We start from the raw sequence: 13,807 nt of genomic DNA, 5'->3' as shown, positions 1-13,807 counted from the left end.
TGTCACAGCATGCCGGCCTCGCGCACCGTATCGCGTTCGGACTCGAGTTCGGCGACGGTGGCGCGGATCCGCTCCTGCTGCCGCTCGTCGAGTTCCAACCCCTGCACGATCTCCCACGTCCCGTCCACCGAACGGCACGGGAAGCTGGCGAACAACCCCTCGGGAATACCGTAGGACCCGTCGGAGCGCAGGGCGACCGACACCCAGTCGTCCGCGGGGGTGCCCTGGAACCAGTCGCGCATGTGGTCCACCGCCGACGACGCGGCCGAGGCCGCCGAGGACGACCCCCGCACCTCGATGATCTCCCCGCCGCGCTTGGCGACCCGCGGGATGAACTCCTCGTCGACCCAGGAGCTGTCGAGGGAGTCGGCGACGGGCTTCCCGTCCAGCCGGAGCTCGGCGACGTCGGGGAACTGCGTGGTGGAGTGGTTCCCCCACACCGTCATGCTCGTCAGCCGTGTGGTCGTCACACCGAGTTTGTCGGCGAGCTGCGCCAACGACCGGTTGTGGTCCAGCCGGGTCATCGCGGTGACCTGCCCGGCGTCCAGCCCGGCGTGGGCGTCCAGGATCGCGGCGTTGGTGTTCGCCGGGTTCCCCACCACCAGCACACGCACATCCGGCGAGGCGTTCGCCGCGATGGACCGGCCCTGGGGACCGAAGATCCGGCCGTTGCCGATGAGCAGGTCGGAACGCTCCTCCCCCTTGCCGCGGGGCTTGGCGCCCACCAGGAAGACCGCGTCGGCACCGGCGAACCCCTCGTCCTGGTCGTCGGTGACGGTGATGCTCTGGACGAGCGGGAACGCCGAGTCCGACAACTCCATGGCCACCCCCTCGGCCGCACGTCGCGCGGCCGGGATCTCCAGGAGCCGCAGGGCGACGGGCCGCTCACCGAAGGCGTCGCCGGCGGCGATCCGGAACAGCAGCGAATAGGCGATCTGACCGGCGGCTCCGGTGACGGTGACGGTGAGGGGTGCGGGTGACGTGGGGGATGTCGACATGGTGCTCGACCTCGTTCCTGGTTGGGATTTTCCGTGGTGAACCGGCATATCTCCGGTGTCCCCCAATGTAAACGTCTTCCCGGGACGCCGCCCGCTCCCCCTGTTCCGGTGCCCCCCTCATTGGTGGGGACCGAAAACGTTGTACGCTACTCGTTCGTTGTAAGCACCTAGCATGGGTACGTCACGGCGGCATCCACTCGCCGAGCCTTCGGGCAGCCTTCGGACAGCCCTCGACAGGTGCGTACCTGCACCGACCACTCCACCCCCACACCCCAGACCGGGGAGGACACCAGCGACCAGGCCAGGAGCACCCTTGTGATGACCAATCCCGCCGACCTGCCGGGCAGCCACCGCCGCTACGACTGCCCACCGGACGAGTACCAGTTGATCCTGGACACCGCGATCCCGGAGCTGGTGCGCTCGGGTCTGGCCGCCGACACGCGCGATATCGCGGTGGGGGCCGGGGTCCCGTCAACCCACCCGCTGCTGCAGGACACCGGTGCACTGTACGACGAGGCGATCCGTTACGCCTTCCGCCGCCTGTGGCCGCGCCCCGAGGACCTGGACGTCGAACGGCTCGTCCCGGCCGAGGCCGTGCGCTCGTTGGTGCGCACCGCCTACCGCCGTCACCGCGCCAACCCGGACGCCGTGCGGCTGATCATCGCCGAGAACGTGATGTCGCGCAGCCACCTGGAGGGACGCTCCGACGTGCTCGAGTCGTCGCCGGTGGTGCTCCAGATCGACCGGGTGCTGATGCGCGGCCAGGACTACGGCGCCTTCCGCCCCGGCATCTCCGCCGAGGACGTGTACGTGCTGATCACCTCGCTGTGCTGCTTCCCTGCCTCGCAGGGGACGATGTTCCACCTGCTCTACGGCACCGACATGGACCACGCCGCCACGGTCGACGGGCTCGAGAAACTGGCCAGTGACACCGTCCTGGCGTTCCTGACGACGTCGATGCCGACGACACAGGGCAGCTCCTACACGCATGCCGCACCGACCACGACGACGCCGTCGTCGGTGTCCGCGTCCCTGTACACCGCCGGTGACGGCGGTTCGATCGAGGAGGTCGTGACCTACCGTCCCGAGGACCTCCCGGACCTCACGGACGTCACGGGCCTCACGGATCCGCACGACGGCTCCGGGGCACCGGCGTTCCCCTCCTACGACCGGTACGAGAACTACACCAGCTACGACACCTACGCCGACGACCGTGGCGGGGTCGACGACTCCGAGGACGACGGCACCGTGGACAACGGAATCGCCGCCCTGTACGACGACTAGGTCGCCGACGCCGGCCGACCCGACTCCCCCTGTACGGTAACGGTCAGGCGCTCCGGCGGTCGCGCTCGGCGACCTCCTCGTGGGTGAGCAGCTGCGGCTCCTCACCGCCCTCCACGCAGGCCCCGGTGATGATGACTTCGCCGGTGTCCTTGTCGTCGGGGATGGCGTACATCAACGGCAGCAGGAGGTTCTCCACGATCGAGCGGAGACCACGGGCACCGGTCTCGCGCTCGAGTGCCTTGCGGGCGATACCGCGCAGGGCGTCGTCCTCGAACGTGAGCTGCACCCCGTCCATCTCGAAGAGGCGCTGGTACTGGCGCACCAGGGAGTTCTTCGGTTCGGTGAGGATGCGCACCAGGGCGTCCTCGTCGAGGTGACCGACGTGGGTCATCACCGGGAGCCGGCCGATGAGCTCGGGGATCAGGCCGAACTTGACCATGTCCTCCGGCTCGACGAAGCGGAACGGATCCGGGTCCTCGTCCGACTTGCCGCGGATCTCCGAGCCGAAACCCACACCCTTGCGTCCACGACGCTCGGCGACGACCTTCTCCAGACCGGCGAAGGCCCCCGAGACGATGAACAGCACGTTCTTCGTGTCGAACTGGATGAGTTCCTGGTTCGGGTGCTTCCGTCCCCCCTGTGGCGGGACGGCGGCGACGGTGCCCTCGAGGATCTTCAGCAGTGCCTGCTGGACGCCTTCACCGGAGACGTCGCGGGTGATGGAGGGGCTCTCCGACTTGCGGGAGATCTTGTCCACCTCGTCGACGTAGATGATCCCCTGCTGTGCCTTGGCCACGTCGAAGTCAGCGGCCTGCAACAGCTTGAGCAGGATGTTCTCGACGTCCTCACCGACGTAGCCGGCCTCGGTGAGGCTGGTGGCGTCGGCGATGGCGAACGGGACGTCCAGCATCCTGGCCAGGGACTGCGCCAGGTAGGTCTTCCCTGACCCGGTGGGCCCCAGCATGAGGATGTTGGACTTGGTCAGCTCGACGGCGTCGTCACTGCGGCGTGCGGTGGCGTCGTCGGTCTCGGCACGGATGCGCTTGTAGTGGTTGTACACCGCCACCGCCAGGGTGCGCTTGGCATCGTCCTGGCCGATGACGTACTCGTCGAGGAAGCTCGTGATCGCCGCCGGGTGCGGCAGGTCCGCCGAGTCCCCGGAGGAGGACACACCGGCGGCGAGCTCCTCCTCGATGATCTCGTTGCACAGCTCGATGCACTCGTCGCAGATGTACACACCCGAGCCCGCGATGAGCTTACGTACCTGCTTCTGGCTCTTTCCGCAGAACGAACACTTGAGCAGTTCGGCGCTTTCCTGCATCGATGGCATGTTGGACGAACTCTCCTGGGAAACGTGTCGGCAATACGTGGTTACGCGTCCGACCCATCATACCCCCGCGCATTTCTCGGTGACGTCCCGACACAGGCCCGACACAGGCCCGGCACGGTGCCGTGCGCCACCTGCCGCGGCCGCTGCACCTCGGGTGGCGCAGGTCCGGCGGGGCCGTCGGGGTAGACTGCCACCGGAGCAGCCGCCGCCGACGGGCGACCGGCTGACGAGCCCCCCACCGAACAACCAGGAAGAATCCCGTGCCCCCGTCCATCACCTCCCTGACCGACCACGCCTGTCTGGTGGTCCACGGCCCCGACCAGCCCGGTCTGGTGTCCGTCATCGCCGCACTGATTACCCGGAACAAGGGCAACATCATCTCCCTCGACCAGCACTCCTCCGACCCGGAGGATGGCGGGTTCTTCCAGCGCATCGTCTTCCACCGTCAGAACCTGGTCACCGTCATGGACGACATCCGGGCCGACCTGGCCGACACCCTCGGCCCCTACGAGATGGCGTGGTCGCTGTCGGACCGGTCGCAGCCCAAGCGGATGGCGATCCTGGCGTCCAAGGACGACCACTGCCTCCTCGACCTGCTGTGGCGCCAGCGACGCGGTGACCTGCCCGTCACCATCCCCATGGTGATCTCCAACCACACCGACAGCGTCGAGGACGTCCGTTCGTTCGGGGTGCCGTTCTTCCACGTCCCTTCACAGACGGGGCCGGACAAGTCGGAGTCCGAGGCCGAGATCCTGCGCCTGCTCAAGGGGAACGTGGACTTCATCGTCCTGGCCCGCTACATGCAGATCATCTCCAGTGACTTCCTGGAGCAGGTCGGTGTGCCCGTGATCAACATCCACCACTCGTTCCTGCCGGCGTTCATCGGCGCCGCGCCCTACCGCAAGGCGAAGGAACGCGGTGTGAAGCTCGTTGGTGCGACGGCCCACTACGTGACCGAGAACCTGGACGAGGGGCCCATCATCGAGCAGGACGTGGTGCGTGTCACCCACCGGGACCACGTCCACGACCTGAAGCGCCTGGGCGCGGAGGTCGAGCGGTCCGTCCTGTCCCGCGCCGTGCTCTGGCACGCCCAGGACAAGGTGATCCGCACCGGGAACACCACGATCGTGTTCTAGACGTCCCGTCCCCGGGCGGGGGACGGGGCGTCAGCGCACCTCGAACGGCGCGCCCGTGATCTCCTTCAGGTCCTCGACGGTGACACCGTCGGCGCATTCGACCAGGGTCAGCCCGTTCTCGGGGTCCACCTCGAAGACGCCGTGGGAGGACACGATCAGGTCGACGCACTTCGCGCCGGTGAGCGGCAGGGAGCACTGCTCGACGATCTTCGGGTCACCCTTGCGGGTCACGTGGTCGGTCATCACGATGATCTTCTGGGCACCGTGCACCAGGTCCATCGCCCCGCCCATGCCCCGGACCAGTTTGCCCGGCACCATCCAGTTGGCCAGGTCGCCGTAGCGGGAGATCTCCATGGCGCCCAGCACGGCGACGTCCACCGACTTCGAGCGGATCATGCCGAAGGACTCCGAGGAGCTGAAGAAGCTCGCGCCGTCGTTGACGGTGATCGTCTCCTTGCCGGCGTTGATCAGCTCCGGGTCGACCTCGTCCTCGGTGGGGTACGGCCCCACGCCGAGCACACCGTTCTCCGAGTGCAGGATGACGTCGATGTCGTCCGGGACGAACCCCGGCACCAGGGTGGGCATGCCGATGCCCAGGTTCACGTACTGGCCGTCCTCGAGTTCGGCGGCGACGCGCGCCGCCATCTGCTCACGGTTCCATCCGGTGTTGTCTGCCATGGTCTCAGGCCTCCTTGTTCTGGGCGGGCCGGGTCGTCCTGTTCTCGATGCCGGTCTCCTGGGGTCCGACGTGCACCACACGGTCGACGTAGATGCCGGGCAGGTGGACCTCGTCGGGGTCCAGACGGTCGACGAGGTGCTCGACCTGCGCGATCGCCACGGTGGCGCACTTGGCGGCCTCCGGGTTGAAGTTCTGTGCGGTCTCCCGGAAGACCAGGTTGCCCTGCCGGTCCGCCTTGTGGGCGTGGACCAGTCCGATGTCGGCCTTGATGGCGTGCTCGAGGATGTAGTCCTCGCCGTCGAAGGTGCGGGTTTCCTTGGGCTGGGAGTACTCGGCGACGGTGCCGTCCTCGTTGTAGCGCACCGGCAGTCCCCCGGTGGCCAGCTCGGTGCCGACGCCGGCCTTGGTGTAGAACGCCGGGACGCCCGCGCCACCGGCACGCATGCGCTCGGCGAGGGTACCCTGCGGGGTGAACTCCACGGACAGTTCTCCGTCGAGGTACTGCTGGGCGTAGATGCGGTTGGACCCGATGTAGGAGCCGATCGTGCGGGCGACCCGACGGTCCTCCAGGAGTGTGCCGAGACCGAAGCCGTCGGTACCGCAGTTGTTGGAGATGATCGTGAGCTCCCCGACCCCGAGTTTCCGGATGGCGGCGATGAGTACCGACGGGATGCCTACCAGGCCGAATCCACCGACAGCGACGGACGCACCGTCGCAGATGTCCGCCACCGCCTCGTCTGCTGTGCTGAATGTTTTGTCAAGCATATGGAAAACTGTACACTGGTGTTCGCGTGATGGACAATTGTTCGCCACATGAACCGACGACAGGAGTATTCCGGTGACACCGACATCCAGCCACACAGCCGGCGACAACCCCGGCGGTGCAGGCGAGACACCTGGTCCGGTCCAGTCTTTCGTGCGTGGACTCGCGGTGATCCGCTGCTTCGACGGCGACCACCCCCGCCTCACCCTCGCCCAGGTCGCCGAACGCACCGGGCTCGCCCGCGCCACGGCCCGCCGCTTCCTACACACCCTGGTCTCGATGGACTACGCCAACACCGACGGCACCCGGTTCTGGCTGACCTCCCGGGTGCTGGAGCTCGGTCACAGCTACCTCTCCTCCCTGTCCCTGCCTGACATCGGGCAACCGCGCCTGGAGGAGCTCTCCCGCCGGATCAGCGAGTCCAGCTCCATGTCGGTCCTGGAGGGCACCGACGTGGTCTACGTCAGCCGCGTGCCCGTGCGCCGGATCATGGCGGTGTCGATCACCATCGGCACCCGCTTCCCGGCCTACGCCACCTCCATGGGCCGGGTGCTGCTCGCCGACCTCAACCCCACGGACCTCGACGACTACCTCTCCGCCGTCACACTGGAGCAGCTGACGCCACGCACGTGCACCTCGGTCGGCCAGCTGCGTGCGGAGCTGCAGACCGTCCGCGACCAGGGGTGGTCCCTGGTCGACCAGGAGCTCGAGATCGGCCTCCGGTCGGTCGCGGCCCCGGTGCTCGGCCCGGACGGACGGGCCGTCGCCGCGGTGAACGTCTCGACCAGGACCGAGGTCTACAGCGTCGCCGACCTGCACCGCGAGATCGTCCCGCCACTGCTCGACACCGCCCGTGCGATCACCGGCGACCTCGCCGCGCAGCATCTCTGACATCCCCGAGAACCCCCGACAGATAAGGACCATCCCATGACCAGCACCTCCCCCGCACCGACCGACGTCGTCCTGTGCTCCCCGCTCCGCACCCCGGTCGGAGCCTACGGCGGCGCGTTCACCGACGTCCCGGTCCAGGACCTGGCGTCCACCGTCGTCAGCGCGATCGTGGAGCGCACCGGCCTGACCGCCGACAGCATCGACGACATCATCCTCGGGCAGGCCTCCCCCGACGGCGCCGCACCGGCGCTGGGCCGCGTCGTCGCGCTCGACGCCGGCCTCGGCGACAGCGTGCCCGGCATGCAGCTCGACCGCCGGTGCGGTTCGGGCCTGCAGGCCGTCGTCACCGCCGCCGCCCACGTCGCGACCGGTGCCGCGGACCTGATCATCGCCGGGGGTGCCGAGTCGATGAGCCGCACCGGCTACTCCGTAGACGGCTCCATCCGTTGGGGCGTCAAGGGCGGCGACCTGGTCCTGCACGACCGTCTCGCCGAAGGGCGCGCCTCCGCCGGCGGGCGCAACCACCCGATCCCCGGCGGGATGATCGAGACCGCCGAGAACCTGCGCCGTGAGTACGGCATCACCCGCCAGGCGCAGGACGAGCTGGCCACCGAGTCCCACCGGCGCGCCGTCGAGGCCGTCGAGGAGGGCCTGTTCGACGCGGAGATCGTGCCGGTGACCGTCCCCGGTCGGCGCCGCCGCGACCCGGAGACCGTCGTGGACCGGGACGAGCACCCGCGCCCCGGCACCACCACCGAGAAGCTCGCCGGACTACGGCCGGTGATGGGGCGCCAGGACGACGAGGCCACGGTGACCGCCGGCAACGCGTCCGGCCAGAACGACGGGGCCGCCGCGATGATCGTCACCACCCGCGCCCGCGCCGAGGAGATCGGCCTCGAGCCGTTCGCCCGCCTGAGCGGCTGGGCCGTCGCCGGCGTCGCCCCGGAGACGATGGGCATCGGCCCGGTCCCGGCCACCGCGCGTGTCCTGGACCGCCTGGGCCTGACCCTGGACGACATGGACGTCATCGAACTCAACGAGGCCTTCGCCGCCCAGGCGCTGTCGGTGCTCAAGGAATGGGGTGTCGCCGCCGACGACCCCCGCCTGAACCCGCACGGCTCCGGCATCTCCCTGGGCCACCCCGTCGGGGCCACCGGCGCCCGTATGCTCGTGACCCTCTGCCACGAACTGCGCCGTCGGGGCGGGGAGAACCTGCGCGGCCTGGCCACCATGTGCATCGGCGGCGGGCAGGGCCTGGCAGCGGTCCTCGACGCCGAGCACGCCTGACAGCAACCCCCGCACACGAAGGAACAGACATGACGTCACCGTCACCGACACCCTCTCCCCTGACCCTCCACGCCGACGTGTACGGCCCCGCGGACGCCGACACCCTGGTGCTGCTCGGCTCGCTGGGGTCGACCACCGAGATGTGGCTGCCCCAGCTCGACGCCCTCAGCGACCGGCGCCGGGTCATCGCGCTGGACCACCGCGGCCACGGCGCCTCCCCCGCGGCACCGTCCGGCACCACCCCGACGGTGGCTGACCTGGCCGCCGACGTCCTGCACACGCTCGACGGGCTGGGCGTGGGACGCTTCAGCGTGGTCGGCCTGTCCCTCGGCGGGGCGGTCGCCCAGTACCTGGCTGCCACCAGCGGACGCGTCGACCGCGCGGTGTTCATCTGCACCGCCGCGAAGTTCGGCGAGCCCTCCGGGTGGGTCGACCGGGCACAGGCCGCCCGCACCGACGGGGTCGGGTCCCTCGCCGACGCCGTCATCGGCCGCTGGTTCTCCCCCGCGTTCCTGGAGCGCAACCCCGCGACCACCGCCCACTTCCGCGACATGGTCGCCGCCACCCCGGACGAGGGGTACGCCACCTGCTGCGACGCGCTGTCGCAGTGGGACTTCACCGCCCGGCTCGGTGAGATCACCGTGCCGACGCTGGTCATCGCCGGGGAACACGACCCGTCGACCACCCCGGAGACGGTGAAGGTCATCGCCGACGGCGTGGCCGGGTCGTCCTACGTGGTCCTGTCCCCTGCCGCGCACCTGCCCAACCTGGAGCAGCCGGAGACGGTCAACGGACTGCTCCGCGGCTTTCTGGCCAGCTGACACCGAACGACGACGGGTAACGGCCATGGCGAACTCCCGCTCCGGGGAATCGGTGCTGCAACGGGCGATGCGGATCCTCGACTGTTTCGACGCGGACCGGCCCCGGCTCACCGCCGCGCAGATCGCCGCCGCCACAGGCCTGTCCCGGTCGACGACCCACCGTCTGGTGACCGAGATGACCGCGGTGGGCATGCTGCACCGGCATGAGGACCACACGCTGTCGGTGAGCATCCGCTCCTGGGAGACCTCGGTGCGCTGCAACCCGGTCGAGGAACTCCGGGAGATCGCCCGCCCCGTGCTCGAGGACCTGCACGCCCGGATCGACCACCACATCTGCCTGACCGTCCCGGACTTCGACACCCTCAGCGTGCTCTACCTGGAACGCTACGACGCCCGCTACCCGCTGAGGATCATCAGCCGACACGCCTCCCGCCTGCCGCTGCACGACAACTCCACGGGCCTGGCCATGCTCGCCCACGCCGACGAGGCGACCGTCCACCGGGTCGTGGACGAGCAGCTGGCCGGCCGGGGTACAGGTACGCTCCTGGCGCACCTCGGCGACATCCGGCGTCGCGGGTACGGGCACATCGTCGGCGGCATGGTCGCCGAGAACACCTCGTTCGCCGTCCCCTGCCTGGACCGGACCGGCAGCGTGCTCTGCTCGGTCGGCGTGGTCGCCCGCACGGAGCGCTGCGACCACCACCGGGTTCTCGGCGCCCTGACCGGTGCCGGCCGGGAACTCGCCGCCGCCCTCGACGGTCGCCGTCCTCCCCGGCTCCCCGGCACCTCCCCGTGGCCACCCCTGGTGTCCCGTTGAACGGGACGCCCTCGTGACCTGCCCGGACACTCCCTACCCTGGGAGCATCCCTACCGGTCGCCACCACCCCGAGGAGTGTGGAATCAGCTATGCCGAACCCCGACAAGCCCCGTACCGACACCGTCCTGAAGGTCGGGATCGTCGGCTGCGGCGCCATCTCCCGTAACCACCTCGAGGCCTTCGCCGCCGCCGAGGGCGCCGAGGTCACCGTCGTCTGCGACATCGACCCCGACCGTGCCCGGGAGACCGCCGCGCAGTACGGCGTCCCGGAGGCCGTCGGCAGTGTCGCCGAGCTGCTGGCCACCGGCGTCGACATCGTCTCGGTGTGCACCCCGCACCCCACCCACGAGGAGGTCGTCCTCGCCGCCGCGGCGGCCGGCGTCCACGTCCTGTGCGAGAAGCCCGTCGCCGTGGACCTGGCGTCGGCGCAGCGTATGACCGAGGCCTGCGACGCCGCCGGTGTCCAGCTCGGCGTGCTGTTCCAGCGCCGCTTCTGGCCCGCCGCCCAGGAGATGAAGCAGGCGTTGACACCCGGTCACCTCGGTGAGCCGGTCCTCGGCCAGTGCACCGTCCTGCTCCACCGCGACCCCACCTACTACTCCGCCACCCCCTGGCGCGGCACGTGGGACAGCGACGGCGGCGGCGTGCTGATGACCCAGGCGATCCACTACATCGACCTGATGGTCTGGATGATGGGCGAACCGGTGGAGGTCACCGGCAGGATCGCCACCTTCACCCACGACATCGAGGTCGAGGACACCGCCGTGGCCACGGTGACCTTCGCCTCCGGCGCCCTGGCCACGATCACCGCCACCACCGCGGCCGACACCTCCCTCGGGGCCCGCGTGCAGGTCACCGCATCCTCCGGTGCCACCCGGGCCATCCTCGAGTACCCCGAGGGCACGGACGGGCGCGCCGTGCTGCGCGCCGTGGACGGGACGGTGACCACCACCCCGGACTACCCGGCCGACCTGGTGGCCAACGCCGACCTGCGCACAATCAACGGTGCCCTGATCCCGCACCACACCGCCCAGGTCGCCGACTTCGTCGACGCCGTCCGCCAGGGCCGCGAACCGGCCGTGACCGGCCACGACGCCACCCGGTCGTTGGCGGTGCTGCTGGCTGTCTACGAATCCTCGCGCACCGGGGCCCCGGTCCGCCTGTCCGGGGAGGCCACCCGGTGACCCCTCCCCGGAAAAGGCCCCAGAAAGGGCCCCGGACACGGCCCCTGGGCCTGGCCCCGCTCTCCGCGCTGACGGTGCCCCCGGACCGGCTTGTACGCCTCGCCGCCGAGGCAGGCTTCGACTTCGTGGGCCTGCGCGTCCTGGCGGTGACCGACAGTGAACCCGTCCACGACCTGTCGCCGGGGTCCGCGCTGCTTGCCGACACCCTGACCGCACTGGAGGAGACCGGCCTGTCGGTGGTCGACGCCGAGTTCCTGCGCATCGACGCCGACACCGGCCGCGACACCTGGTTGCCGGCGCTCGAGGCGTCCCAGGCCGTCGGCGCGACCCGGTTCACCGTCGCCGCCGGCGACGACGACCTGGCCAGGCTGACCGACACCCTCGGACGGCTGGTCCAGGACGCCGCCGCGTTCGGCGTGGTGCCGGCCCTGGAGCCGATCTCCTACCGCAGTGTGCGCTCCCTGCCCGTGGCCGCCGGGATCGCCTCCGCCACCGGTGCCCGGGTGCTGCCGGACACCCTGCATCTGGCCCGCTTCGACGCCACCGCCGACGAACTCGCCGCGGTCGCCGACCTGGTGGACATGGTGCAGCTGTGCGACAGCCCGGCACGACCACCGGCCACCCTGGAGGGCCTCGTCGAGGAGTCCCGGGCACGACGCCTGGCCCCCGGCGACCGTGACCAGGACCTGGCCGGCTACCTGCGGCCGCTGCGCGACGACCTCCCGGTGAGCGTCGAGTGTCCCCACGACGGGGAACTCGCCCGCCGCGGCGCCGCGGAGTGGATCCGCCACCTGCACGACTCCGCCACCCACCTTCTCGACAGCATCACCCCCACCCCCACCGGAGGACAGACACCATGACCGAGTCACGCGCAACGTCACCCGCACCCTCGCCCGCACCGTCACCCGACCGCACCGAGTACGACGTCGTCGTCGTCGGCTCCGGCGCCGGTGGCCTCTCCGCGGCCGTCACCGCCGCACACCACGGACTGTCCGTCGCCGTCGTGGAGAAGTCCGACGTCCTCGGTGGGGCGACGACCTGGTCCGGCGGCTGGGCATGGACCCCCGGGACCAGCTTCGCCCGACGCGACGGGGTGGTCGAGGACACCGACGAGTTCCGTACCTACCTGCGTTCGGTCATCGGCGAGCACTACCAGGACGACAACATCGACGCGTTCCTGGACGCCGCCCCGGAGATGGTCGACTTCTTCCACACCAGGACACAGCTGCAGTTCACCCCGGGGACGGCGATCAAGGACATCTACGGTGACCTGCCGGGTGCGGGCACCGGCCACCGGTCGGTGGGCCCCACCCCCTTCAACGGCCGGAAGGTCCGCCCGGAGGTGCGTGCCAAGCTGCGCCACCAGCTCTACGAGACGTCCTTCCTGGGGATGGGGATCATGGCCGGTCCGGACCTGAAGAAGTTCCTGTCGGCCTCCCGCGGGGACGTCCGCGGCTGGTTCCATGCCGCCCGGCGGGTGCTGGTGCACATGTGGGACATGGTGGTGCACCGCCGCAACATGCAGATGGTCAACGGCGCCGCGATGATCGGCCGGCTCGCCGCCTCCGCCGACGACCTCGGCGTGGCGTTGCTGACCGGTACGGCCGCACACGCGTTGACCGCCGACGACACCGGCCGGGTGACCGGGGTGACGGTGCAGGGGCCCGACGGCACCCGCACACTCACCGCCTCCCGCGGCGTCGTGCTGGCCACCGGTGGTTTCCCGGCGGACGTGGAGCTGCGCCGTGACCTGTTCCCCCGTACCCCCACCGGCCAGGAGCACCGGACGTTGGCGCCGGCGGAGGCCTGCGGTGACGGCCTGCGTATGGCCCGGGCCGTGGGTGCGGCGGTGACCACGGACCTGAAGTCGCCGGCGGCGTGGTGCCCGGTCTCCGAGGTCCCCTACCTCAACGGCAAGGTCGGCACGTTCCCGCACATCATGGACCGGGCCAAGCCCGGGTCGATCGGTGTGGTGTCCACCGGCCGCCGCTTCGTCAACGAGGCGAACGGCTACTACGACTACGTCGACGCGATGATCTCGGCCGCCCCGGAGGGCGAACCCGTGCAGTCCTGGCAGATCGCGGACTCGACGTTCGTCCGTCGCTACCCGCTGGGGATGGCCAAGCCGTTCCCGGTGCCGCTGTTCCCCTACGTGCGTAACGGGTACCTGGTGAAGGGCCGGACGCTGCGGGAACTCGCCGGGAAGTGCGGGATCGACCCCGACGGGCTGGAGGCCACCGTCGCGCAGTTCAACGACAACGCCCGGCGCGGCGAGGACCCGGAGTTCCACCGTGGCTCCACGCCGTTCAACCGTTACGGCGGGGATCCGGCGGTGGGGCCGAACCCGTCGCTGGCGCCGGTGGAGAAGGGGCCGTTCTACGCGGTGAAGGTGCTGCCCGGGAGTTTCGGCACCTTCGCCGGCATCACCGCCGACGGGCGTGCCCGGGTACTCGGCGAGGACGGTTCCCCGATCCCCGGCCTGTACACCGCGGGCAACGACCGCGCCTCGGTGATGGGCGGGTTCTACCCGGCCGGGGGCATCAACCTGGGGCCGGCGTTGACGTTCGGCTACGTCGCCGGACGGGAGATGGCCGGGGGAGCCCGCCGGTCCCGGTAG

13 protein-coding genes are annotated in these 13,807 nt (G+C 70.2%); 9 read left to right on the top strand and 4 right to left on the bottom strand.

The genetic code is table 11. The features are described from left to right. Positions 1-2: 2 nt before the first annotated feature. Complete coding sequence (locus MUN33_RS06285; protein ID WP_244804055.1) at positions 3-998, bottom strand: malate dehydrogenase; 996 nt, start codon at positions 996-998, stop codon at positions 3-5. A gap of 318 nt (positions 999-1,316) precedes the next feature. Between MUN33_RS06285 and MUN33_RS06280 the strand changes: the two genes are divergently transcribed. Beyond that, positions 1,317-2,282: a TetR family transcriptional regulator gene (locus tag MUN33_RS06280; protein ID WP_244804054.1), complete on the top strand. Its 966-nt coding sequence runs from the start codon at positions 1,317-1,319 to the stop codon at positions 2,280-2,282. Positions 2,283-2,325: 43 nt separating this feature from the next. Here MUN33_RS06280 and clpX read toward each other — a convergent pair whose 3' ends face one another. Further along, the gene (gene clpX, locus MUN33_RS06275; RefSeq protein WP_244804053.1) at positions 2,326-3,612 is read right to left on the bottom strand and encodes an ATP-dependent Clp protease ATP-binding subunit ClpX; all 1,287 of its coding nucleotides are present in this window, start codon (positions 3,610-3,612) and stop codon (positions 2,326-2,328) included. Positions 3,613-3,872: 260 nt separating this feature from the next. On the opposite strand from clpX, the gene purU reads away from it, so the two are divergent. Then, on the top strand, positions 3,873-4,748 hold the full coding sequence (gene purU / locus MUN33_RS06270) for a formyltetrahydrofolate deformylase (RefSeq protein WP_244804052.1): 876 nt from the start codon (positions 3,873-3,875) through the stop codon (positions 4,746-4,748). Between the two features lie 30 nt (positions 4,749-4,778). Here the strand turns inward: purU and MUN33_RS06265 are convergent, their stop codons facing one another. Beyond that, positions 4,779-5,426: a 3-oxoacid CoA-transferase subunit B gene (locus MUN33_RS06265; RefSeq protein WP_244804051.1), complete on the bottom strand. Its 648-nt coding sequence runs from the start codon at positions 5,424-5,426 to the stop codon at positions 4,779-4,781. Positions 5,427-5,430: 4 nt separating this feature from the next. Further along, positions 5,431-6,192, bottom strand: a complete 762-nt coding sequence (locus MUN33_RS06260) for a CoA transferase subunit A (protein WP_244804050.1) — start codon at positions 6,190-6,192, stop codon at positions 5,431-5,433. A 73-nt stretch (positions 6,193-6,265) separates the two neighbouring features. On the opposite strand from MUN33_RS06260, the gene MUN33_RS06255 reads away from it, so the two are divergent. The 7 genes from MUN33_RS06255 to MUN33_RS06225 all read left to right on the top strand — a co-directional run bounded on the left by MUN33_RS06255 (position 6,266) and on the right by MUN33_RS06225 (position 13,807). Further along, entirely contained in the window at positions 6,266-7,081 is an 816-nt protein-coding gene (locus MUN33_RS06255) for an IclR family transcriptional regulator domain-containing protein (RefSeq protein WP_244804049.1), read from the top strand. A 36-nt stretch (positions 7,082-7,117) separates the two neighbouring features. Then, on the top strand, positions 7,118-8,368 hold the full coding sequence (locus MUN33_RS06250; protein WP_244804048.1) for an acetyl-CoA C-acetyltransferase: 1,251 nt from the start codon (positions 7,118-7,120) through the stop codon (positions 8,366-8,368). A gap of 29 nt (positions 8,369-8,397) precedes the next feature. Beyond that, entirely contained in the window at positions 8,398-9,189 is a 792-nt protein-coding gene (pcaD, locus tag MUN33_RS06245; protein WP_244804047.1) for a 3-oxoadipate enol-lactonase, read from the top strand. A 25-nt stretch (positions 9,190-9,214) separates the two neighbouring features. Then, entirely contained in the window at positions 9,215-10,006 is a 792-nt protein-coding gene (locus MUN33_RS06240; protein ID WP_244804046.1) for an IclR family transcriptional regulator, read from the top strand. Between the two features lie 89 nt (positions 10,007-10,095). Continuing rightward, the gene (locus MUN33_RS06235) at positions 10,096-11,190 is read left to right on the top strand and encodes a Gfo/Idh/MocA family protein (protein WP_244804045.1); all 1,095 of its coding nucleotides are present in this window, start codon (positions 10,096-10,098) and stop codon (positions 11,188-11,190) included. Beyond that, positions 11,187-12,050 (top strand): sugar phosphate isomerase/epimerase family protein, encoded by an 864-nt coding sequence (locus MUN33_RS06230; protein ID WP_244804044.1) that lies wholly within the window; start codon positions 11,187-11,189, stop codon positions 12,048-12,050. The genes MUN33_RS06235 and MUN33_RS06230 overlap by 4 nt, the downstream gene beginning before the upstream one ends. Continuing rightward, positions 12,047-13,807 (top strand): FAD-dependent oxidoreductase, encoded by a 1,761-nt coding sequence (locus tag MUN33_RS06225; protein WP_244804043.1) that lies wholly within the window; start codon positions 12,047-12,049, stop codon positions 13,805-13,807. The genes MUN33_RS06230 and MUN33_RS06225 overlap by 4 nt, the downstream gene beginning before the upstream one ends.

This window comes from Corynebacterium kalidii (genome assembly GCF_022869005.1).
GTDB lineage: Bacteria > Actinomycetota > Actinomycetes > Mycobacteriales > Mycobacteriaceae > Corynebacterium > Corynebacterium kalidii.
This window is presented reverse-complemented; position numbering and strand designations above follow the sequence as displayed.

What these genes read in the sequence shown, in the direction of transcription:
- MUN33_RS06240 (WP_244804046.1), top strand. Translation starts at nt 9,215, where the DNA reads ATGGCGAACTCCCGCTCCGGGGAATCGGTGCTGCAACGGGCGATGCGG.
- MUN33_RS06250 (WP_244804048.1), top strand. Translation starts at nt 7,118, where the DNA reads ATGACCAGCACCTCCCCCGCACCGACCGACGTCGTCCTGTGCTCCCCG.
- MUN33_RS06265 (WP_244804051.1), bottom strand. Translation starts at nt 5,426, where the DNA reads ATGGCAGACAACACCGGATGGAACCGTGAGCAGATGGCGGCGCGCGTC.
- MUN33_RS06260 (WP_244804050.1), bottom strand. Translation starts at nt 6,192, where the DNA reads ATGCTTGACAAAACATTCAGCACAGCAGACGAGGCGGTGGCGGACATC.
- MUN33_RS06285 (WP_244804055.1), bottom strand. Translation starts at nt 998, where the DNA reads ATGTCGACATCCCCCACGTCACCCGCACCCCTCACCGTCACCGTCACC.
- MUN33_RS06280 (WP_244804054.1), top strand. Translation starts at nt 1,317, where the DNA reads ATGACCAATCCCGCCGACCTGCCGGGCAGCCACCGCCGCTACGACTGC.
- clpX (WP_244804053.1), bottom strand. Translation starts at nt 3,612, where the DNA reads ATGCCATCGATGCAGGAAAGCGCCGAACTGCTCAAGTGTTCGTTCTGC.
- MUN33_RS06235 (WP_244804045.1), top strand. Translation starts at nt 10,096, where the DNA reads ATGCCGAACCCCGACAAGCCCCGTACCGACACCGTCCTGAAGGTCGGG.
- MUN33_RS06225 (WP_244804043.1), top strand. Translation starts at nt 12,047, where the DNA reads ATGACCGAGTCACGCGCAACGTCACCCGCACCCTCGCCCGCACCGTCA.
- pcaD (WP_244804047.1), top strand. Translation starts at nt 8,398, where the DNA reads ATGACGTCACCGTCACCGACACCCTCTCCCCTGACCCTCCACGCCGAC.